The sequence below is a fragment of the Photobacterium sp. DA100 genome (assembly GCF_029223585.1).
Taxonomy (GTDB): domain Bacteria; phylum Pseudomonadota; class Gammaproteobacteria; order Enterobacterales; family Vibrionaceae; genus Photobacterium.
The window spans coordinates 1,214,490-1,236,082 of the sequence record NZ_CP119423.1 but is presented as its reverse complement, the minus strand read 5'-3'; the positions used below and the strand labels follow the sequence as shown (position 1 = coordinate 1,236,082).

The 21,593-nt window shown below is 53.9% G+C and carries 16 protein-coding genes; 4 read left to right on the top strand and 12 right to left on the bottom strand.

The window, feature by feature from the left end; translation table 11 throughout:
• Positions 1 to 212: 212 nt before the first annotated feature.
• Genes mukB through cmoM form a run of 4 tightly spaced genes read right to left on the bottom strand, consistent with a single transcriptional unit; the run spans position 213 to position 7,528 of the window.
• Complete coding sequence (gene mukB / locus PTW35_RS06035; protein ID WP_281026926.1) at positions 213 to 4,676, bottom strand: chromosome partition protein MukB; 4,464 nt, start codon at positions 4,674 to 4,676, stop codon at positions 213 to 215.
• On the bottom strand, positions 4,676 to 5,407 hold the full coding sequence (gene mukE / locus PTW35_RS06030; protein WP_281026925.1) for a chromosome partition protein MukE: 732 nt from the start codon (positions 5,405 to 5,407) through the stop codon (positions 4,676 to 4,678). Before mukE ends, mukB begins: the two co-directional genes overlap by 1 nt.
• Complete coding sequence (gene mukF / locus PTW35_RS06025) at positions 5,388 to 6,710, bottom strand: chromosome partition protein MukF (RefSeq protein WP_281026924.1); 1,323 nt, start codon at positions 6,708 to 6,710, stop codon at positions 5,388 to 5,390. Before mukF ends, mukE begins: the two co-directional genes overlap by 20 nt.
• Positions 6,707 to 7,528, bottom strand: coding sequence for a tRNA uridine 5-oxyacetic acid(34) methyltransferase CmoM (gene cmoM / locus PTW35_RS06020; protein ID WP_281026923.1), 822 nt, complete (start codon positions 7,526 to 7,528; stop codon positions 6,707 to 6,709). The genes mukF and cmoM overlap by 4 nt, the downstream gene beginning before the upstream one ends.
• Before the next feature lie 120 nt (positions 7,529 to 7,648).
• Here cmoM and elyC point away from each other — a divergent pair, with 120 nt between their 5' ends.
• The 3 genes from elyC (at position 7,649) to PTW35_RS06005 (ending at position 11,234) form a co-directional block, all read left to right on the top strand.
• Entirely contained in the window at positions 7,649 to 8,431 is a 783-nt protein-coding gene (gene elyC, locus PTW35_RS06015) for an envelope biogenesis factor ElyC (RefSeq protein ID WP_281026922.1), read from the top strand.
• 336 nt (positions 8,432 to 8,767) lie between these two features.
• Positions 8,768 to 10,156: an L-cystine transporter gene (locus PTW35_RS06010; RefSeq protein ID WP_044622953.1), complete on the top strand. Its 1,389-nt coding sequence runs from the start codon at positions 8,768 to 8,770 to the stop codon at positions 10,154 to 10,156.
• Positions 10,157 to 10,358: 202 nt separating this feature from the next.
• Positions 10,359 to 11,234 (top strand): DMT family transporter, encoded by an 876-nt coding sequence (locus PTW35_RS06005; protein ID WP_281026921.1) that lies wholly within the window; start codon positions 10,359 to 10,361, stop codon positions 11,232 to 11,234.
• Positions 11,235 to 11,309: 75 nt separating this feature from the next.
• Here the strand turns inward: PTW35_RS06005 and kdsB are convergent, their stop codons facing one another.
• From kdsB to PTW35_RS05980, 5 genes are all read right to left on the bottom strand, one after another.
• Positions 11,310 to 12,056, bottom strand: a complete 747-nt coding sequence (kdsB, locus tag PTW35_RS06000) for a 3-deoxy-manno-octulosonate cytidylyltransferase (RefSeq protein ID WP_281026920.1) — start codon at positions 12,054 to 12,056, stop codon at positions 11,310 to 11,312.
• The gene (locus PTW35_RS05995; RefSeq protein WP_039468742.1) at positions 12,056 to 12,235 is read right to left on the bottom strand and encodes a Trm112 family protein; all 180 of its coding nucleotides are present in this window, start codon (positions 12,233 to 12,235) and stop codon (positions 12,056 to 12,058) included. The genes kdsB and PTW35_RS05995 overlap by 1 nt, the downstream gene beginning before the upstream one ends.
• Positions 12,216 to 13,232, bottom strand: coding sequence for a tetraacyldisaccharide 4'-kinase (lpxK, locus tag PTW35_RS05990; RefSeq protein WP_281026919.1), 1,017 nt, complete (start codon positions 13,230 to 13,232; stop codon positions 12,216 to 12,218). The genes PTW35_RS05995 and lpxK overlap by 20 nt, the downstream gene beginning before the upstream one ends.
• Positions 13,232 to 14,989 carry a lipid A ABC transporter ATP-binding protein/permease MsbA gene (gene msbA / locus PTW35_RS05985; protein ID WP_281026918.1) on the bottom strand — a complete coding sequence of 586 codons (1,758 nt, stop codon included), beginning with the start codon at positions 14,987 to 14,989 and terminating at the stop codon, positions 13,232 to 13,234. Before msbA ends, lpxK begins: the two co-directional genes overlap by 1 nt.
• Before the next feature lie 134 nt (positions 14,990 to 15,123).
• Positions 15,124 to 17,496, bottom strand: a complete 2,373-nt coding sequence (locus PTW35_RS05980; RefSeq protein WP_281026917.1) for a DNA internalization-related competence protein ComEC/Rec2 — start codon at positions 17,494 to 17,496, stop codon at positions 15,124 to 15,126.
• Positions 17,497 to 17,527: 31 nt separating this feature from the next.
• On the opposite strand from PTW35_RS05980, the gene PTW35_RS05975 reads away from it, so the two are divergent.
• A complete protein-coding gene (locus PTW35_RS05975; RefSeq protein WP_281026916.1) occupies positions 17,528 to 18,058 on the top strand; it encodes a DUF2062 domain-containing protein in 531 nt (176 codons plus the stop codon).
• Positions 18,059 to 18,283: 225 nt separating this feature from the next.
• Here the strand turns inward: PTW35_RS05975 and lolE are convergent, their stop codons facing one another.
• The 3 genes from lolE to lolC are packed head-to-tail and all read right to left on the bottom strand — an operon-like array spanning position 18,284 to position 21,418.
• Complete coding sequence (gene lolE, locus PTW35_RS05970) at positions 18,284 to 19,528, bottom strand: lipoprotein-releasing ABC transporter permease subunit LolE (protein ID WP_281026915.1); 1,245 nt, start codon at positions 19,526 to 19,528, stop codon at positions 18,284 to 18,286.
• Positions 19,528 to 20,217: a lipoprotein-releasing ABC transporter ATP-binding protein LolD gene (lolD, locus tag PTW35_RS05965; RefSeq protein ID WP_039468727.1), complete on the bottom strand. Its 690-nt coding sequence runs from the start codon at positions 20,215 to 20,217 to the stop codon at positions 19,528 to 19,530. Before lolD ends, lolE begins: the two co-directional genes overlap by 1 nt.
• Positions 20,210 to 21,418, bottom strand: a complete 1,209-nt coding sequence (gene lolC, locus PTW35_RS05960; protein ID WP_281026914.1) for a lipoprotein-releasing ABC transporter permease subunit LolC — start codon at positions 21,416 to 21,418, stop codon at positions 20,210 to 20,212. The genes lolD and lolC overlap by 8 nt, the downstream gene beginning before the upstream one ends.
• Between the last annotated feature and the right edge of the window lie 175 nt (positions 21,419 to 21,593).

Below are 21,593 nucleotides of genomic sequence, written 5' to 3'. Positions count from 1 at the left end.
CCAAACCAAAACAAAGCGAAACTCGTTGCAGTGTCCTGCTTTGTTCAGGCTGACAAGTGGCCGAATCTGACAGTTAAAATTTTAGGCGGATATAAAAGGGCAAAAAATTTATCGTTAGGGTAATTAAGTAATGAGAAAAAGTTCTTATGTTCAAGACGAAAAAAGCCGGTCACAGGACCGGCTTTACAATATCGAAATCAGTTTTGAGGTGGTTACACCGGATCCAATTCCAGCATGGTTTGGATATTGGCAGGAGCCTTAGATTCCTGGCCAAAGCCTCGCAGACCAACCACATGTACGTGCTCGCGATCTTTGAAGATCTTACGCACCAGCTTGTAGGTGGTCCCCTTCTCTGGGCTGATGTTCTCTGGTGCCGCGATAAGAAGCTGCATATCCAAGCGATCACACAACTCGAACAGCGTTGCAATCGACTTGGCATCCAATCGCGCTGCCTCATCGAGGAACAGCAAGCGACACGGGATAATATCTTTTCCACGCAAGCGGCGAGATTCTTCTTCCCAGCTCTGAACAACCATCAACAGGATTGCCTGACCGGTACCGATCGCCTCACCGGTTGACAGCGCACCCGACTCAGCCTGCAGCCAGCCGTCTGTACCACGGTTAACTTCAATGCTCAGCTCAAGGTAGTTACGGTAGTCCAGCAACTCCTCGCCCATCACCTGCGGCGAACGCTGGCCGACATCAATATGCGGGTTCAGGCGCTGGAACAGCTTAGCAATCGCTTCGGAGAACGACAGGCGGTGGTTACCGAACAGATCCTGATGCTGATCCTGCTGGTCAGCAAGCCCCGTCAGCAGCTGCTCGTGGGTTTCACGTACTTTAACGGTCAAGCGCACGCCCTGAACCTGGCCAAAGCTAATATTCTGCAAACCCTGGTTGAGCATACGGATACGGTTCTGCTCGCGCTGGATAGTCTTGCGAATAATGTTCGCTACCGAGTCAGAGCTGATCGCCAGACGTTGTTCACGGGCAGTCAGTTCTTCGCTCAGGCGAGCCAACTCTACTTCCATCTCTTCGATGGCTTCTACTGGATCATCAGTACGAATGATGTCGTGACGAATACGCTCGCGCAGGTGCTGGTAAACCGCGATGTAGAACAGTACTTTGCGCTCTGGACGAGAGACATCTTCCGATGCACGCAGGGCATCACGCAGGTTCTCGTTATCCGCGACCGCCAAACGGAGCGCACCCAGAGACTTATCCGATAGCGAACGCAGTTCATCGGCAGACATGTAAGCCATTTCACGGCGGTGCAGGCGACGTTCAACATCACTCTCACGCGCCAGGCGAAGTACCGCACACCAACCGGCCTTGGCGGTAACAACAAGCTTACGGAGCTCTTGGTATTCTTTGCCCACTTTACGCAGACGCTTCACCAAGCCTTTCATTTCCAGCTCGACAGACGTGATACCTTTCTCTAGCTGACTGCGACGGGCACGCGAAGTGTGCAAACGTTCGTTCAGCTCATCGCGGCGCAGGCGAGCACGCTCTTCCGCTTCCACATCAGCACGTACACCGAGCTCCTGCAGCTCACGCTCGAATTCCTGAACAGTTTCCAGCTTCGCCTGATGTGAACTCTTCAGCGACGCCAACAACTGATTGTACTGGTTGGCCTGCGAGCGAGTTTGTTTCAGAGCATCACGGCAGCGGTTACGCTCGCGCTCAGCCGAAGCCAACTTGGCTTTCAGCTGCTCGTTAAGCTCAGAGCTCTTGCTGAGCATGTCGATAGAATCGGCATAGCCAAAGTGGTGACGACGCTCGGCTAAGTCAGCCACAGCAAAGATTTTCGCCTTCAGGGCCTGGAGCTGCTTGTCGGCATCATCGTAGCTGATCTGCAAGGCATCAAACTGCTGCGGGTCAGCATCAAGCGCCGTAACCAGCGATTCCAGCTCAGCAATGGCTTTACCGTGGCGGCTAAGGTACTGGCGGGCTTCATCCAGCTGCGACAGCTGCTGCTGCACTTCTTCAAAGCGTGCCTGTAGGGTGTCATCTTCCAGCAGGTTTACCAGCGGGTTGATTTTGCCCAATAGGCCAAGTGCTTCGCGGGCAGCTGTTAGCTGGCTGCGCTGTTGCTGCTCCTGCGCTTGTGACTCAGAAAGCTGGCGGCTTACCTGATTGCGCTTATCTCGCGCCACTTTCAGCGCAGCTTCCGGATCATCGCTAAACGCGACGGCCATATGAGTCGCAACAAAGCTATTGAAGCTCTGGTATAAGCGCTGAAGCTTCTGCGAATCAAAGGACGCCTTGGCGTGGTCTTCAACCAGCTGCTCACGCTCTTCACGCAAGTGCTCGAGGCGCTGCTCGCGCGCGGCGCGGCCAAACAGCGGTACTTTCGGGAAGCGGGAGTAACGCAGCTGACGATCGTTAAGATGGACACATACAGCATCTTCCAGCTCGTCGACATCAAAGCCGCTGTCGTCGAATGAATCAGCTTCACCTTCGATGATGTACAGGTCATCCGGGCAATCATCTAGCGCAACTAGCTTCTCTTTGATGCCCTTGAGGTCCGGTACCACAATAGCATGACGGGCCGGGCCATACATGGCACTGAAGTAAGGTGCATCGGCCAGGGTGATATCATCGTAGATTTCAGACAGCAAACTACCGCCCAAAGTGTCGGCCAGTGCACGCAAGCGTGAATCATCACTACCGCCTGGCTGAGCCAAACGTTCGATATCCAACTCGATTTGCTGCTTGCGGGCGGCCAGCTTGTCACGGGTCGCAGACGCTTCACGCTCTTTGTCCAGAGTCAGCTGCATCGCTTCCATCACCGCCTGGCTATCGTAAAGCTCACGCTCTGATTGCTCAGACAGCTTTTCCAATGCATCAGAGGCGGCAATCCACGCCGGGGCTGCCGCTTCCAGCGTTGAGATCTGGCTGGTCAGCTGCTGCTCCTGGCGGCGCATGTCATTGCGCTGCTCGACCAGGATTTCCTGCTGTTGCTCCAGCTCTTCCAGCGTCGCCTCGTGGCGAGCCTGCTCTTCAGCCAGTGCCAGCTCGCCGTCAAGCTCAACCGCAAAGCGCTTGGCATAGGTTTCAGCCAGTTCTGTCGCTTGGCGCTGGTTACGAACTGCACGCTCTAGGTCACGATATTGGGCTTTTAGCTGGTCGCTGCGCTCGGTAATCGCTCCTAGCTGACGCGCTTTGGCAATCAATTCACGGGCTTTGCTCCCCGCTTCTGAACGCTCGATTGAGCCAGCTATCGTGGTAACAATCTGCAGGCCTTTTTCAAACTGCTGTGCCGCCGCCGATGACATATCCAGTCGGTGCTTGAGGGCCAACAGTGCCGTGGTTTGGGTTTCCTGATCCTGCTTCAACTGAGCAAGGTAAGGGACTGCCTGATCGGCCAGCATCTGGTGCTCACCGGTGATATCACGGGCTTTTTCCAGCGCCTGTACCGCCTGCTGGTATTGCAGAGCACGTGTCTGCTGCATATCCAGCGCCTGCTGGTAATCTGCCAGCTGGGTTTTCAGGCTATCAACTTCTTCTTCTGTCAGTAGCGCCTGCTCTTCTGCCATGGCAAGTTGTTCAGCGGCTTCTTCTACCACCATCACTTGCTCTTCAAGGCGTTCGGTCAGCTCTTCGAGATCTTCACGATAGCGTTCGATCTTCTCCTGCTGGCGCACTGCGGTTTGGACCAGTTGCAGGTGATCAGAAGCGGCCTGGTGATCCTGCTCCAGCGCCCCTTCGCGCTCGGTCAGTTCATCCAGCTCAGCTGTCATGTTGGTCAGAGAGGCCTGCTGATCATCCAAGCTCTTGCGCGACCCCATCAGTTCACCGCGCAAGCCCAGTGTTTTTTCCAGCTTCTGGCGACGTTCGTTGGCATGGCGCATGTAGTCTGCCGCCACGTAGTTGGTCGCTTCGGTGATCAAGTGCTTGAACAGATCACGGTCGCTCTGGGTCAGCTTAATCGCTTCCAGTGTCATGCGGTTTTCGCGCAGTGCCGCCTCCATATCCTGGAACGCTTTTTTCACGCCGCTATTGTGTGGCAACAAGTAGTCGCGCAGTGAGCGGGTAATCGCACTGGAGATACCACCATAAAGCGAGGCTTCAATCAGGCGGTAGAATTTAGAGCGATCAGTACTGTTACGTAGTTTCTTCGGCAGCACGCCGAACTCGAACATCTGGACGTGGTAGTCCGTCACCGAGTTGAAGGCTTTAAACATTACGCCTTCATATTCGCTGCTGACCAGGTCTTTGACTTCGTTAATTTGACGTACACGCGCCTGATTATCAGACAGTGTCTCTACCAGTACTTCGGTTGGTTTAACGTGTGATGGCAAGCCCTGGATAATAAATGGCTTGATATCCACCTTCTTGTCACGTCCCGCAACCTGCTGCAATTTCACAGCAAAAATGATGCGCTGGTTCTTCGAGTTCACCACATCCAGCGCCGAGTAACAGGTACCCGGCTTCAGCTTACCGTGCAGCCCCTTGTCGCGAGAGGCATTGGAGCTACCCGCTTCGGTGGTGTTACGGAAATGAAGCAGGCTCTGATCCGGGATAAGGGATGTGATAAATGCCGCCATGGTGGTCGACTTACCGGCACCATTACCGCCAGAAAGCGTGGTTACCAGGTTATCGATATCGAATGTGCGGGCAAAGAAGCCGTTCCAGTTGACCATGGTCAACGATTGATACTTACCGCGTTCCATTAGGCTTCACCCTCCAAACCGGCTTTGTCTAACTCTTGTTCTTGTGTTTCATCAGCTTCTTGCAACAAGCTTGACTGGCTTGGCTCCTGCTGATGAACCACCACCGCTTCACCGTCACGGATCAGACGCATCTGCGCTTCACGCACATCATCACCGACACGAACATCGGCACCGAAACGGAACACCGCTTCACTGATGCGGAACTTACCGTTTTCGCCGATTGGGATGATCATGCCAAGGCGGCGCAGACGACGCAGCGAGGTCTTGGTCTTGTCGAACAGTTTTTCGCGGTCGAGATCAGAACCTGTTGCACGATGAGTCACCAGCTTCATCAGCTTCTTCTCATCGGCTAACTGCATCAGTTCGTCGAACAGTTCTTGGTTAGTGAAGATCCCTTCGTGCGCCAAACGCTCCGGGCTCAGGTAAAGGAAACACAGTACCTTGCCCACCAGCATATCGAGTTCGGTCAACACCGAACGGCTGATCAAAGAAGTCGAACGCGGACGCAGGTAGAAAAAACCTTCCGGTGCACGTACCAACTCAGCGTTATAACGCTTGTAAAACATCACCAGATCCTGCTCGAATTCAATCAGCAGGGCGTGGTTATCCAAATCTTCGCTGGAAATATGACGACCAGAGCGAAGGGCGTTATCGAGTGCCGGGAAAAGCGGGTTGGCAATGGCCTTGGCCAGCTTTTCAGGCATAAATTCTTCAATATTTGTCAATGACATTTGCTTGTACCTTGGCTCCGTAGTCATTAATAGCTTCCCAATCAGGCTGGATGGCATTGAAATCCGACTCGGAGTAACCCAGTCGAACAGCCTGATCAATCACCAGACGCGCCATATCGAAATGCTGCGCGTGAGGGTGCTGAGCCAAATAATCTTTAAGAAGCAAACTCAAGTTAATTGCAGCGCCGGTCTCTTTGTGGGCCTGCAACATCGCGGCAATTTGTTCTGCCAGTTGGTCATTGACCAGATCCAGCTCTTCAAATTCCATTTCTTCCGGCACGATACCGGTCACTTCGTCATCACGCAGGACCAAGGCCTCATCACGCATGTCGAGCAAGCGCTCGGCATCGGCGTAAGTCAGCATCCACGGCGCGTCGAAGTAGTCTTTCACCGACTGGCGCAAGCGCTGACTGAAGGCGCGGTTTTTGTCCATGTCGATCGCAGTACGGATAAACTTATGGACATGGCGGTCATAGCCAATCCACAGGTCAATCGCCTGCTGTCCCCAGTTGATGATGCGGTCCAACTTGGCTTGCAAGTTAAATACCATGGCATCAACAAACTCCAGATCCGGGTTACCCTGAATTTCTTCCTGGATAATCAGCAACTGGGTTTGCAACTGGTCACCCGCCGCCTGCAGGGTATCCTGCAGCTCGCGCAGGGTGCTCGAGGTTTCGTTCAGCAGGGTTTCACAGCTGCTGATCGCCGCTCGCCAGTCTTGGTTCAGCAGCTCGGCAATATCTTGCTTCACCTGTTGCTGCTGCTCATCCATGGTGCGCTGGTTGAGATCGATACGGTCAAAGATCTCAGCCACTGAATATTTCAGTACCGCATGGACGTTCTGGCGCCAGTGCTTCTCATCGCCACCTTCCTGCGCTGCCGTGGCTGCCTTGTTTATTTCATCGGCAACCATGGCAAGCTGAATGGAAAGCTTCAGCGTTGAATACTCGCGGTGGCGGGCATAATAATCGGTGATCCCGAGCGCCAGTGGGCTCAGACGGTAGATACTCGCACCGTCGGTGACCTCACTGGTAAAGCGGGAAATCAGGCGTTGGCGAACCAACTCATTAATGGCGTTGTTGGCACGGAAGGCCACGGTTTCCGGTGTCTGTTCGAACAAATCGCTGACAATGCGAAATGCATCGATCAGTTCACCTTCCCCTAATTCTTCATCAAAACGATCGCCGCTCAGTACAGCAATCGCCAACAGAAACGCCAGCCGCTCGGTTGGTAGGTTAAGCTCGAATTCATGTTGCTTAACCCAACTGACCAACTCGGGAACGGTCTGGGTTACTTCACTCATCCGTTGTCCTTATTGCTTTTGTATTTCTCGGCCTCTGTGCCGGATAATGGCTTTTGCGCATAAACATGTATATATCGGCCCAGAGACAAATAAGGTTCCTGACGGCAGAGTTTTTGCTCCATCGCCAGTACCTGTTCAAAACTGTAATCCCCGACCATCGTTGTCTGCATATAGTCGTGGAAAGTCCTTACTCCGGTCTTACCCAGAATGTTGAAACCTGCGTTTTCAAGCCAGCCATACACCTCGTCGGGCTTGATCCCCTGCGAGGGCTGTAACTTGAAACGCTTTCTGTGTGGCATCCCTTCTTCGATATGGGTCAGGTTGCCGCAAATCAAGTTCTTAAACAGCAAGCCATTATAGTTGTAGAACATAACGGAAATAATACCGCCTGGTTTTACCTGTTCGAGCAAGTATTCCAACGCCGCCTGCGGATCGGCCAGCCACTCCATCACGGCGTGAAACAAAACCAAATCAACCGGGCTAGCGAGATGGTTACCGATCTCCTGCACCGGGCTGTGAACCAGACGATACTGCTCAAGCAAACCATTTTTAGCAATATCTTGCTCCGCGAGCTTGAGCATTTCGCTAGAAAGATCACACAACGTGACGTGATGTCCTAGCTCTGCCACTTTCTGTGACAGTTGGCCCACCCCCCCACCAGCATCCAATAGATGCAGTGGTTTATCGCTCTTCAGTAGGGCTAAAATTTGCTCAAGATCTTCCCAAACAACAGTTTGACGGATCTGGCCTTTGCCAGTTCCGTAAATATTTTTTGCAAATTTTTGCGCTAAGTCGTCAAAATTTCGATCTTCGATCACGTCAGCTTTACGTTATGATAGCGGTTCTAAAAATGTGGCTTATTTTCTCACAAGCGATAAAGGAATAAAGGCTTGTGGTGCTTTTTCGAGCTCAACTGCTGATTTTTCGGACTACATTGCATGTTTGAACTAAAAAAAATTGTCTCTGCTTTACTAATGCCCCTGCCCGCAATGCTCATGCTCGGCCTGCTTGGGCTACTACTGCTCTGGTTTACCCGCCGTAAAGGGCTGGCATCGTTTTTCATCAGCTTTGCTTTTCTGGGGATTTTCCTCGTCTCTTTTCAACCGATCGCAACCAGCCTGCTGCGCCCGCTGGAAAAAGCCTACCCGCCTTACGTGCCGTCCGGTCAGGCGGTGGATTATGTAATGGTACTGGGCAGTGGCCATGTGATTGATCATGCCATGCCGATCACCTCACAGCTTTCCCGCACATCGCTAATGCGCCTGTCTGAAGGTATGCGAATTCACCGCCTGTTCCCGGGCTCAAAATTAATTTTGTCGGGCTATGGCGGCGGTACCGATATCAGCCAGGCGCGCATGATGGCGAAGGTGGCGCTCGCCCTCGGGGTCAACAAAAATGACATCCTGCTGCTTGAAACGGCCAAAGATACCTGGGAAGAGGCCTTTCAGGCCGCGTCTGTGGTCGGCGAGAGCAAATTGGTCGTTGTGACGTCGGCCAGCCATATGAAGCGAGCCATCGAAGAATTCAATAGGGTCGGATTGTCACCGTCTGCGGCCCCGACGAACTTCCTTGCCAGCAACAAGATCGAGCAGCCCTGGGAGCGCTACCGCCCTCAGGCAAAATACCTCGAGCAGACCGAACGCTACTGGTACGAAAAGCTAGGGCGTTGGTGGCAGCAGCTTCGCACCATGATCAACAACGAAGAAGCTGCAGCGCAATAGCCTATCCCCAAGATATCCGCCGGAACATCTCGGACCGGCGGAGCCACCGATACGTTAAATCCTGCCTCGCCTCTCTGGCTGACTTCCTATTCACTAACAACGACCTCCCCCCCTTATTCTTAACGTTTGCGAGCGGTTTTTTGTATAAAAACAGCAACTTTGCGCAAAATTTCACCTTTATTCTTTTTTGTTTTATTAAATACCGATTACTCATAACGAGAACGGCGAAAACTGATTCAGGTTTTGCGATTCACATCTTACTATTGCAGCCAATTAGTGATTGATGACTTAGCAAACCGGAATTGCGAGTTATAAACAACGGTAGGATTAGGTTCGATGTTCCAGATACTCAACTTGGCGGTCTTCGCCATCATTATTGCCCTGTTGGTCAAACAACAAAAATCAGAGCAAACCCTTTCCAAGCGCGTATTTACCGCCTTGGGGCTGGGTGTGCTATTCGGTGGCGCGCTCCAGCTTGTGTACGGCGGTGGCAGCGACGTTATCGCTGGCACACTGGAGTACATCAACATTGTTGGTGCGGGCTACGTCAGCCTGTTGAAAATGATCATCATGCCGTTGATCACTGTCTCTATCATCGGTGCCATCATCAAGGTGAAAGACTCGGGGTCGCTGGGCAAAATCTCAGGCTTGAGTATCGGTATCCTGCTGGCGACCACAGCGGCATCAGCGCTGATCGGTATTCTTATTAGCAGCATGTTCGGCCTGAGTGCCGAGGGGATCGTTCAGGGAGCACGCGAGATCGCCCGTGGTGAGATGCTGGAAACCCGTTTGACCTCGGTTGAAGCCATGTCTTTTGCCGACATGATTATCTCTTTCTTCCCTGCCAACCCGTTTGCCGATTTGGCTGGTAGCCGCCCAACTTCGACTATCGCTGTGGTGATTTTCTCCGCCTTTGTCGGTGTGGCTGGCCTTACCGTGATCCGCACCCAACCAGAGCTGGGTGCAAGCTTCGAGAAGTTCATCAACGTTGCCCAGGAAGTCGTGCGTACCTTGGTTCGCATGGTGCTGAGCCTAACGCCATACGGCGTACTGGCACTGATGACCAAAGTCGTCGCAGGCTCGAACTACGACGACATCCTGAGCCTGCTCAACTTCGTGGTGGCCTCTTACGTCGGCCTGGGCTTAATCCTTGTAATGCACCTGGTCTTGGTAGCGTTTGTTGGCGTTAACCCAATCCGTTACCTGAAGAAAATCCTGCCGGTACTGACCTTTGCATTCACCTCGCGCTCCAGCGCCGGTACCATTCCACTCAACGTTGAAACCCAGGTGAAAAAGCTGGGCAACGGTGACGCAGTATCAAACTTCTCAGCATCATTTGGTGCCACCATGGGCCAGAACGGCTGTGCCGGCCTGTATCCTGCGATGCTGGCAGTGATGATCGCCCCGACGGTCGGCATCAACCCGCTTGACCCTGGCTTCATGATAACCCTCATCGCCATTGTTACCATTAGTTCATTCGGCATTGCCGGTGTCGGTGGCGGTGCGACCTTCGCGGCTCTAATTGTGCTGTCAGCCCTGGATATGCCGGTCGCTCTAGCTGGCCTTCTGATCTCCATTGAGCCGCTGATTGATATGGGCCGAACTGCGGTAAACGTCAGCGGCGCGATGACTGCCGGTACCATTACTTCTCGGGTACTGGGCCAAGCCGACAACGCCCTGTTCGAGTCCGATGCCGATATCGAAGAGCAGACAGCGAAAGCTTAAAACTAGCACTAGGCGCTAAATTGGAAGCCACCCAAATAATATGGGTGGCTTTTTGTTTTTATAATCAGAGACTAAGATCAATTAATCGGGAATAATGAAAATTACTCAGTGAATTTTCAGGATGGATCGGTAGAATACGCCCACTTGCCATACAATATGGCAGGATTATTTTATCACTAGCCCATTTAGCCACCGAGTATCAATGCGTAGTCCAGTTAACCAGGCCATTGTCCTGCTTGTTGCCGCCAACTTGTTAGCCTCCTTCTCTGACGTTTCACTGAAAATCCTCAACGGAGAAGTCCCTACCTTCCAATATGTATTCATCCGCCAGTTGCTCAGCGTGATCATGTTATTACCGTTCTGGCTGGCACTGCCGCGGGAAAAGCGCCACCAAGGGTGCTGCAAAATTGCCTTCTGGCGCGCCCAGTTGATCTTGATGGGTAGCGCCTGTGCCATGATCGCAATTACCTTCTTGCCGCTGGCGACCGCCAATGCGATGTTCTATGTTGGCCCGCTGCTGATGTTGCCGTTGTCGGTCTTGCTGCTCAATGAAACCCCGCCTCGGTCGAAAGTCATCGCCACCAGCATCGGTTTTGCCGGTGTGCTGGTGGTATTACGGCCGGAGCATTTCCACTGGGCCGCGATTGCCGGGCTGGGCAGTGCCCTTTCTATGGGATTGGGTAACATATTGATCCGTAAGTTACCCCAAGAGCAGCACCTGGTTTCAACCCTATTCTGGACCGGCGTGATGACCCTACCGCTATCGCTCGCCTTGGCCGTACCGCAGTGGGCCGACATAGAGTGGCGCCATGTCGGCTGGATCATGGCGATTAACCTATTTGTGCTGGGCTACCATGCCTTGGTGGTCATTGGCTACAAGAAAGCGGCGGCCGGCCAAATAGCTCTGGCTGAGTATTCAGGGCTGGTGTTCGTGACGGCGTTCGGGGTGATGTGGTTCGATGAAATTCCCGATCTGCTCACGCTAGCGGGGATCTTGCTGATAGTGGTACCGATGATGCCGATCAACTGGAAGCGCTTACTCAAGGGCAAGCGCAGCAGGGCAATCACTGAGCCATAACTGATGCCCAACAAGGGATGCCCAAGATAAAAAAACGGGGAAGCTGAGCTTCCCCGTTACTTTATTTCGCAGTACTCAACCTACCAGTTGACGTACTTTTTCCAAATCCTCTGGCGTATCCACCCCGGCCGGCGGCGCATCAATTGCCACTTCTACATGGATTTTCTCACCGTACCACAACACCCGAAGCTGCTCTAACGCTTCGATTTTCTCCAGCGCACTCGGCTCCCAGTTGATGTAGGTATTGATAAAACCAGCACGGTAGGCATAGATACCGATATGGCGCATCAGATTCTGGTGGATTTCCTGCGGGCGCTTAGCAAAGTTATCGCGATCCCATGGAATGGAGGCGCGGCTGAAGTAAAGTGCGTAGCCGTCTTTGTCGGTCACCACTTTCACCGCATTAGGATTAAACACTTCATCGGCGTGGTCAATCTCGACAGCCAGTGTTGCCATCGGCGCCTTGCTGTCTGCTAGATTAGTGGCCACCTGGCGAATGATACTGTCTGGGATCAACGGCTCGTCACCCTGGACGTTGACCACAATTTGGTCATCGGCCAATTGGTATTTCTCGACCACTTCCGCCAGGCGCTCGGTACCCGACTCATGATCGGCACGGGTCATGCAAACTTCGCCGCCAAATGCCTTGACCACGTCGGCGATACGCTGATCGTCGGTCGCAACGATGACCTGCTCGGCACCGGCTTTACTCGCCTGCTCATAAACCCACTGGATCATCGGCTTGCCGGCAATATCAGCCAGCGGCTTGCCCGGCAGGCGTGACGACTGGTAGCGGGCCGGAATAATCACGGTAAAAGACATTACTTCACCTCTTCCGAGCTCAGGGTGCGTGCCTCTGGCTCGAGTAGTACTGGGATACCATCTTTAATCGGATACGCCAGACGATCAAATTTGCAGATCAGCTCATTTTTGTCTTTGTCGAAGTTCAATTTACCCTTGCATACAGGGCATGCAACGATTTCAAGCAGACGATGATCCATACTCTTCCTTTACCTTTATAATCCGGTTAATCAAGCTTTCAGCCTGCTCGGTGGGCATCGCGGCATCGACCGGCAAATACCACCAGTTAGGCTGGGCGAAAGCGTGGCATTTCACCGCATCTTTCTCTGTCATGACTAAGTGCTGGCCTTGCGCGGACAGCTGTTTTAATTCTTGCTCGGCAAACGCCTGGTGATCAGCGAATGGCTGACACTTCACCGGGGTGATACCGAGCTGCTGCAATGTACTAAAAAAACGCGGCGGATGGCCGATACCGGCCATGGCAACAACGTCACCCTGCAGCTTGGCAGCCTCGCAGCGCTCTCCGGTGCAGAGGTTGACCAAGTCTGCAGGCACCAGTTGCATCGGGATTTCATTGTGTTCGGCACTGCCGCCGTTGCAAATGAGAAAATCCACTTCTTGCAGGCGCTCACAGCCTTCGCGCAGCGGCCCCATCGGGATCAGCTGCTGGTTGCCAAACCGGCGCTGGCCGTCAATCACCACAATTTCGATATCCCTTGCCAGCGCATAGTGCTGCAGACCGTCATCGGTGATGATCACATCGACGTCGGGCTCAATCAGCTGCACCGCCTCGGCACGCTTAGGCGAGACCGCAACAGGGACGCCTGTGCGGCGAAATATCAACACCGGCTCATCGCCGGCTTCGGCGGTCGTACTCTGGTCACTGATCCGGTAGGGATAATGCGGCGCCTTGGCCCCATAGCCGCGGGAAACCACCCCGGGCTTGAGCCCTGCGGCCTTGAGCTGCTCAACCAGCCAGACCACCACCGGCGTCTTGCCATTACCGCCAGCGGTAATATTGCCCACCACCACGACCGGCACCGACGGGCGGTAAGCGGCTTTCCGACCGGTTTGGTATTGCTGGCGGCGATGACGGCTCACCGCGCCAAAGAGTTTGCTCAGCGGCCACAGCAGCGGTTTGAGCACCACCCCAGCCGGGTGGTGCTCAAACCATATTTTTTCGATAACGGAAGCCATTATTCACCAAACTGGATACGGTGCAGCTGGGCATAGGCACCGTCTTGGGCCAATAGCTCGGCATGCACACCGCGTTCGATAATTTCCCCGTCATCGACTACCAGGATCTGGTCGGCGTTTTCAATGGTCGACAAGCGGTGGGCAATTACCAGCACAGTTCGGTCTTTTTGCAGCTCGTCCAGTGCAGACTGAATGGCCCGCTCTGATTCGGTATCCAGGGCCGACGTCGCCTCATCGAGGATCAGCACAGGTGCATTGCGCAACAGGGCTCGGGCAATCGCAATACGCTGGCGCTGGCCACCGGAAAGGCTGACACCGTTCTCGCCGATGATGGTATCCAAGCCATTGTCCATCTCTTTGATAAAGTCCATGGCATAGGCAAGCTCTGCGGCTTTTTCGATATCCGCCCGGCTGTAGTTATCACCGCTTGCATAGGCGATGTTGTTGGCAATCGTGTCGTTGAACAGGTGGACATTCTGCGACACAACCGCCACCTGCTCGCGCAGGTTAGCCAGTTTGTAGTCACAAATGTCATGGCCATCAATGGTGATACTGCCCGAGTCGATGTCGTAGAAGCGGGTAAGCAGGTTGGCAATGGTACTCTTGCCCGAGCCCGATCGGCCGACCAAGGCGAGTGTCTGCCCGGCGGGCAAATCAAAACTGACGTTTCTCAGCGCCGGCGCATCCTTGGTTGGGTAAGTGAAAGTCACATCCTTCACCTGGATATCCCCGTTCACGCGCTTAGCTTCATGGTTACCGTTGTCTTTTTCCGTCTCAAGCTCCATCAGGCCAAACAGCGTCTGGCATGCCGCCATACCACGCTGGAACTGGGAGGTCACGTTAGTCAGCGCCTTAAGCGGGCGCATCAGGCCAAACATGGAACCGAAGATCAGCGCAAAGGTACCCGGCGTCAGCGACTCGCGCAACGCTTCGGTGTTAGCGAGGATCAGCACCACAACCAGTGCCATAGAAGCAATCACTTGAATAACCGGGTTGGCAATAGCCTGGGCCGAGACCAGCTTCATGGTCTGCTGACGCATCCGGTTACTCACTTGCTCGAAGCGATCCTGCTCGACCTGCTGGCCACCGTAGCTCAGCACCACTTTGTGGCCCTTGAGCATTTGCTCTGCCGACGAGGTGACTGAGCCCATCGCGTCCTGCATATTCTTGGAAATCCGGCGGAATCGCTTGGAGACCACGCGAATGCTGACGGCAACCACAGGCGCAATGACAAGCAAAATAGCCGACAGCTGCCAGCTGTTATAGAACATGATAGCCATCAGGGCGATGATACTGGCTCCTTCGCGCACCAGGCTGACCATGGCATTGCTGGTTGCCGCGGCCACCTGCTCCGAGTCGTAGGTAATGCGCGAGAGCAGTTTGCCCGACGATTCTTTATCGAAAAAGCCGACCGGCATTTTCATGAAGTGGTTGAACATCTGGCGACGCATGCTCATCACCACATTGCCCGAAACCCATGCCAGGCAGTAAGTAGAAACGAAGCCACTGACCCCGCGTAGGATCATCAGCCCCATCAGGTAGATAGGCATCATTGCCAGGAAATTCGATTCAATTCCGTCAAGCCCGCCAAAGCTCTCATCCATTAGCGGCTTTATCATCGAGAGCATCAATGCATCACTTGCGGCGTTGATAATCAATGCAACAACAGCGACAGCCAAACCGGCTTTATACAGGCTAATCGAAGGCCACAGTCGCTTAAACGTCTCCCAAGTGGTTTGATCGTTCGAAGTAGTCATGGAAACCATTTTTTCTTTAAGTCAATTTTTCCATTCTACTCGCATAAAGGCCGGAGACCAAATAAGTTCATTCCCCCGGCTGTAAAACTGCTTGTTTTTCAAACAGCCAACCTCACCACAACGACCTATTCCCGTTAAGGCGGCGGTATTGCCGGCCTAAACCACGCTGCTTTTCTGTCTTGGCGATAACGTACCACCTCGATCTCTCCCCCCTCAATGGCCAGTGTCACCTGACCCGATTCAGCCGTAGAAAGCCATTCGATGCCTTTGTCCAAATACCGCTGGCGCACCTCGCCCGACGGCAGCTGCCAAGGATTGAAGCGCGCCACCGACACCAGCGCATATTTGGGTGACATATTGCCGAGCCAATCCATCTGTTCTAGCCAGGTCGCCGTCGACGAACTCCGGCTGCCATGGTGCGGAACCAGCAAGATATCCGGCGATAGCCCCGGCTCCAGCCTGGCCAGCAACAACTCGGACACCGCATCGATATCCCCGGTCAGGAGCAAAGATACCCCCGTACCTTCATTCATCCCGGAAAACTGCCTTACTTCGATCACACACGAATGGGGATTAGCCGCCCTCGCGACTTGTTTCGGCGGCCACAGCACTCGAAAACTCAAGCTGTGCCACTGCCACTGTTCACCCCGGATGCACGCCTGATAACCCGCGCGAAAATCGCTGCTGCGCTTCCACTCGGGGTCAAAAGCCACCTCCAGATAGTCGGCCCCTGCGGCATGATCGCTATCGGCATGGCTCAATATCAGGCCATCAAGCGTAGCCTGGCCCCGTTGCTTCAGGACCGGCTCGATCACGGCACTGGCTATGGAGCCCCCTGGCCATTGATTACCGGTATCATAGAGCACGCTGCGATTTCGAGTAGATATCAAAACAGCCAGACCGTGTCCGACATCGAGCAGATCAACTTGCCAGCGGTCAGCCGCCGGGGAGCGACCACTAAGTTCAGCCTTGGGGTCACTGAACGGGAAGGGCGGTTTGTTCCACAGTAGGGCTACGATTGACAGGGTCACCAACAGTCCGATAAATCGCCTGACCGGCAGCATCCACAGCAGCACAGTCAAGACAACCACGCCGACCACCCAGTTGCCTTGGCTGTCGGCGAGTGTCCACCAGCCCCCCTGGGTCCACTGCGCCAACCACAGCACCGGTGTCAATGCGGTATTCGCCAGTTGCCAGCACACCATGGCTATCTGCTCAACAGGCGAGAAGACAATCGCCGCCAGAACCAAGGGCACCGTAGTCACACTCACCCAGGGCACCGCGAGCAAATTGATCAACGGCGCCCAGGGTGAAAACCCGCCAAACCACAGCCATTGGACAGGCAGCATCAGCACCAGCAGAGAAAGCTGGAGTAAAATAAGCGCCTGCCATTTGCCATACCAGCGTTGATAGCCCCCCAGCCCGGCATGCCCCTCGAACCTCACTCCGCCGGCATAAGCCAAGGCGATAACCGTCACTGCCGCAAAAGATAACCAGAAGCCCGCCCGGTATGACGCCAGCGGATCCAACGCGAGACTGACTGCGAAGACCAACAGCAGGATTTGCCATCCTGGCCAGATGATCCGAAACCGCAACAAAACCAGTGCCACCATGCTCATCAGCAATGCCCGCTGGGTCGGCAGGGTAAAGCCAGCGAGCCATGCGTACAGGGCACCGATGGCCAGTCCCAGCCAAAGCGGCAGCCAAATTGCGTACGGCCAATCACCGGCGAGATTGCGCAATATGCCCCCACTCCACCATCCCAGCATAATCGCCAGACCGATATGCAATCCGGAAATTGCCATCAGATGGGCCAAGCCGCTATCGCGCAGTATCCCCCAATCTTTGGCGTCCAGTGCCCCGCGAAAGCCAAACCCCAGTGCCAGCAGATATCCTCGGTGGCTCAGTCCCTCGGTATAGTCCACCGCGGCATCGAAAATCGATTGGCGCAAGCCTGCCAGCGTATGCTGACTCGGTGCCAGGCGAATACCACTTAGCACTACCCCCGTCGCGTGGATCCCCTGGCCGACATACTGCCGCTCGCGGTCATAACCGGCGCTATTGACCCGGCCATGTGGCGGCCGCAGCCGAACTTGCAACTGCCAGCGCTCACCTTGTTTCATCTCCGGGATGTTGACTTGCTCGGACCAACCCAGCCTGACGCGCAATGTTTTGCTTGTACGAAGACCTGGCGAGCGCAATTCTGAGGTTACAAAAACAAACAAAGTATCTGGTTTCTTATGATTTAATAGGCTGCTAACTTCCCCAACTATGGTAATATTCCTCGGCTCAATAAAAGCCAGTTGGACGTTTTTTAGATAGGATGTTGCGGCGAGATTCGCCAAACAAGCGCCGATGCCGATATAGATCAATAGTCGCCAGCGGAAAAAGAAACACACTACACTGCCTATCATTAAGGTTGTAATAAACCCATGATAGGTTGGCAACGCCAGCCAAAAATGAAGCGATAGCAGTCCAAGTGCAACCCCGGCAGCGCTTTTGTTCATCTCAAGCCTGCCTGTGAAAAAAAGAATTACAATGCCAAGACAAGTAATTAAACGAATAATGCCAAGCCATGATGTCATCAAGCGCCAAAAAGCGTTGAAGATATTTGGCAACGTGCTTTACAACCCCAACTTGTGGTGCCTCAACCGCCGTTCGGCGTCTGGAGCTTTTGCGGTCGGTTTGTTTATGGCGTTTGTACCTCTTCCCAGCCAGATGATTATGGCTGCCGGCGCCGCCATCTTTTTCAGCGTCAACCTGCCACTTTCTGTGTGCTTGGTATGGATCAGCAACCCCATCACGATGCCAGTGATGTTTTATGGTGCGTATAAAGTCGGGGCGTGGTTGATGGATACCCCGCACCAGGCCTTCCACTTTGAGCTGTCCTGGGAATTCCTGCTGCACCAAATGAACCAAATTGGGCCTCCTTTCCTATTGGGGTGTGCGGTTTGTTCTATCCTGTTCTCCGCGCTTGGCTACTTCGGTATCCGCGGTCTATGGCGCTACTCCGTTGTGCGAAGCTGGCAAAAGCGTCGGTTCCGAGTATTGAGCCTCCACAAGGATTGATCGCCAAGCAATAAAAAACCTCGCAGATGCGAGGTTTTTTATTGCTTTAATTAATTAGCCGCCAAGTAAGGCAAACTCAAATATTTCTAACAAAAAAGCGATGCAGTTAGCAGAGCACTGAAAATCACTAGACACGTTTTATCTCATTTGCCGACCGCTCCCTCAAAGCACGTTTGCATCAGCATCAGCCATCACCACAACACACCTTGAGGGCCTCGTTCGCTATTATTTTGCGCTCAGTACTGTTGCTGGCTGCAGCGCGCCTGCCCTTTTCGCCGGATACCAGGTTGCCAAGAAGCTCAATGCCACCGCCGTGGTGGTCACCAACAGCACATCGTGCAGCGACAAAGAGGTAGGAAGGAAGTCGACAAAGTAAATATCACCGGACAAAAACTGGTGCCCGATCAAGCCCTCTAGCCCCTTAATCAAACTCGTGAGATTGACCGCCACCAATGAGCCGAGCAGCGAGCCCACCAAGCTGCCGATAACCCCCGACAGGATGCCGTGCCAGACGAAAATGGAGCGGATCAACCTGTCCGTCGCCCCCATGGTGCGCAAGATCGCGATATCCGCTGCGCGGTCTTTAACCGCCATCATCAAGGTCGATACAATATTGAAACAAGCCACCCCAATGACCAGCACCATCACCAGATACATGATGGTACGTACCATCTGGATATCCCGGTAGAGATAACCGTATTTTTGGTTCCAGCTCTTGAGGTAGACATAAACCGGTAAGGTAAAGCCAACTTCGCGCACGATACTCTGGGCATCCAACACGTTGTCCACGTTCAACTCGATCCCGGTGATACCCGCCCCCATGGATAGGTAGCCTTGTGCATCCTCAATTGGTACCAACGCAAAGTTATGGTCGATCTGCCCGGCCAGCGCCAGCAGACCGGCCACCTGCAGCCGGATTCGGTGCGGTGCCTTAAGCCTCAAGCTAGGGTCCGGGTTAGGGATCATCGCGGTGATCCAATCGCCCACATCGATCCCCAAGGTATCGGCCACCCCTTGGCCCAGAATAACCTGCTGCTTGCCCGCTTCCAGACTGTCCCAGGCATTGTCCTTGACAAATTGGGGCAGCACACTGACTTCTTTTTGCTTCTCAGGATCAACGCCGCGCACTTCCACCGCCTTGAGGCTATTGCCTTTTTCAAGCAGCGCCGTGAACTGGATATAGGGTGCCGCGGCAGTCACCCGCGGGTGCTGTTCGACCAAGTCGAGCACAGGCTGCCAGTCTTCGAAAGGCGGAGTCACCGCCTCCAGTTCGCCATGTGGGATCACCGACAGCACGCGGTTCTGCAGCTCGCGCTCAAAACCGTTCATCGCCGACAGACCAATAATGATCACCGCAACACCGACAGCGATCCCCAACGTCGATGAAATCGAAATAAACGAAACCATCCGGTTTCTTTGCTTGGCACGGCTAAAGCGGCTACCGATAAAAAGAGAGAGCGGTCGAAACATCAGGCCACCTCTACCTGCTGCAATTCGCCGTCCTGCATGTGCATACAGCGATCCAGTTTACCCGCCAGCTCGTTGTCATGGGTCACGACAAGAAAGGCGGTGCCCGACTCCTTGTTGAGCTTGCGCATCAGATCATAAATCTCCAACGCGGTCTTGTGGTCCAGGTTACCCGTTGGCTCATCGGCCAACACCAGTGACGGCTTGTTCACCAGCGCCCGAGCAATCGCGACACGCTGGCGTTCCCCCCCGCTCAACTCTGAAGGACGGTGCTCCAACCTGTGGCCGAGCCCTACCAACTCCAAAATACTATGAGCCTGGGCGCGTGCCTTAGTTGCCGCTACCCCACCGATAAGCAGGGGCATCGCCACGTTTTCCACCGCGCTGAAATCGGCCAGCAGGTGGTGGAACTGATACACAAAACCAATTTCCTGGTTGCGTAGCTTAGCCTGTTTGTTGGCGCTCATGGCATTGAGTTTCTGCCCCTTGAAGAACACCTCTCCTTCGCTCGGATCATCCAAAGCCCCGAGCAAATGTAAAAGTGTACTCTTGCCAGAACCTGACGCCCCGACGATACCAACCAGCTCACCAGCATCGAGGTGGAAACCGACCCCTTTTAGCACCTCTGTTTCAAGTTGGGCTTCACGGTAGACTTTTCTTAGGCCCTGACAAACCAATAATGCATTACTCATAACGAAGTGCCTCAGCAGGACGAACCGATGCCGCCCGGTAGGAAGGAAAAACAGTTGCCAGCAAACTTAGAATGATTGCACCGACAATAACTAAAACAACCTGGAGCGGTGAGATCACCACAGGCAACTGGCCACCGGCGGTGATCAAATTCACCCCGAGAACCGACAGCAAGCCGTTGAGGTTAAGCGCCAGCAAAGCCCCCAGCAAGCCGCCCATAATGGCGCCGATCACGCCGCTGCTGGCACCTTGTACCATGAATACCAGCAAGACCTGACGACTCGTCATACCTTGGGTTTTCAGGATGGCTACCTCGGCTTGCTTCTCCATCACCACCATGATCAACGCCGAGATAATGTTGAAGGCCGCCACACCGATGATCAGTCCCAGCATCAGGCCCATCATATTCTTTTCCATTTTCACGGCCTGGAATAGCTCGCCGCGCTGCTCGCGCCAGTCCGACCAGGTCATCCCTTCGGGTAACGGCCGGTTGGCAAGCTCTGCGACGACAAATGGATCATCGACAAACAAACGCCACCCTGTCATTTGGCCGGGTTTGAGCCTCAGCAAGCGTCCCGCATCGTCGATATGGGTCAAGATCAGCTGGCCGTCGACATCTGAGCCCGTATTGTACAAGCCGACCACTTCAAAGTTGCGCTGGCTGGGAATACGACCAAGCGGTGTATACTGGCTGGCGCTGGTCACCATCAGGCGCACCTTGTCACCGACTTTCACCCCGAGCTGGTTTGCCAGCACCTGTCCCAGGATCACCCTGTAGCTGCCCGCTTCCAGATCCATGATGTCGCCTTGGTTAATGTAATAGCCGACAGGCTCAAAAGCCTCTGGGTCCACCCCCACCATCATCCCCGCCGCCAATGACTTGGCACTTTGCAAAATAGCTTCGCTGCGGGTGAGCGGCGACACCATATCAACATGGGCAATAGCAGAAACTTGTGCCGGAGGTTGCTCTGTTCGGGGGAGGTAACCCTCTGAGCTAGATATAACGGCTTGCGGCATCACCCCAAGGATCCGCTCCTTGAGCTGTTGCTCAAAGCCGTTCATCACAGACAATACTGTGACAAGGGACAGGACCCCGACGGTGATCCCCGCGGTCGACATGTAAGAAACAAAACGGCTGAACCTGTCACCAGAGCGTCCCCTGAGATAGCGCAGCCCGATAAAAAACGATACTGGATGAAACATAGATTGAGAAGATACCATCCTTATAAAAACTGTTCGAAAGCATACCTGTTGCCGCGTCTGATTACCATGAAGCGCAGTAAAAGTAATGTAAAAACAGCGGGTAAAACCACCACTCTAGGGCCTGTTTACTTGTCCCTTGGCAATAGCTGAGTGATAATCGTAGGATAGTTAATTT

What these genes read in the sequence shown, in the direction of transcription:
- mukB (WP_281026926.1), bottom strand. Translation starts at nt 4,676, where the DNA reads ATGGAACGCGGTAAGTATCAATCGTTGACCATGGTCAACTGGAACGGC.
- mukE (WP_281026925.1), bottom strand. Translation starts at nt 5,407, where the DNA reads ATGTCATTGACAAATATTGAAGAATTTATGCCTGAAAAGCTGGCCAAG.
- mukF (WP_281026924.1), bottom strand. Translation starts at nt 6,710, where the DNA reads ATGAGTGAAGTAACCCAGACCGTTCCCGAGTTGGTCAGTTGGGTTAAG.
- elyC (WP_281026922.1), top strand. Translation starts at nt 7,649, where the DNA reads ATGTTTGAACTAAAAAAAATTGTCTCTGCTTTACTAATGCCCCTGCCC.
- PTW35_RS06010 (WP_044622953.1), top strand. Translation starts at nt 8,768, where the DNA reads ATGTTCCAGATACTCAACTTGGCGGTCTTCGCCATCATTATTGCCCTG.
- PTW35_RS06005 (WP_281026921.1), top strand. Translation starts at nt 10,359, where the DNA reads ATGCGTAGTCCAGTTAACCAGGCCATTGTCCTGCTTGTTGCCGCCAAC.
- kdsB (WP_281026920.1), bottom strand. Translation starts at nt 12,056, where the DNA reads ATGTCTTTTACCGTGATTATTCCGGCCCGCTACCAGTCGTCACGCCTG.
- PTW35_RS05995 (WP_039468742.1), bottom strand. Translation starts at nt 12,235, where the DNA reads ATGGATCATCGTCTGCTTGAAATCGTTGCATGCCCTGTATGCAAGGGT.
- lpxK (WP_281026919.1), bottom strand. Translation starts at nt 13,232, where the DNA reads ATGGCTTCCGTTATCGAAAAAATATGGTTTGAGCACCACCCGGCTGGG.
- msbA (WP_281026918.1), bottom strand. Translation starts at nt 14,989, where the DNA reads ATGACTACTTCGAACGATCAAACCACTTGGGAGACGTTTAAGCGACTG.
- PTW35_RS05980 (WP_281026917.1), bottom strand. Translation starts at nt 17,496, where the DNA reads ATGAACAAAAGCGCTGCCGGGGTTGCACTTGGACTGCTATCGCTTCAT.
- PTW35_RS05975 (WP_281026916.1), top strand. Translation starts at nt 17,528, where the DNA reads ATGCCAAGACAAGTAATTAAACGAATAATGCCAAGCCATGATGTCATC.
- lolE (WP_281026915.1), bottom strand. Translation starts at nt 19,528, where the DNA reads ATGTTTCGACCGCTCTCTCTTTTTATCGGTAGCCGCTTTAGCCGTGCC.
- lolD (WP_039468727.1), bottom strand. Translation starts at nt 20,217, where the DNA reads ATGAGTAATGCATTATTGGTTTGTCAGGGCCTAAGAAAAGTCTACCGT.
- lolC (WP_281026914.1), bottom strand. Translation starts at nt 21,418, where the DNA reads ATGTTTCATCCAGTATCGTTTTTTATCGGGCTGCGCTATCTCAGGGGA.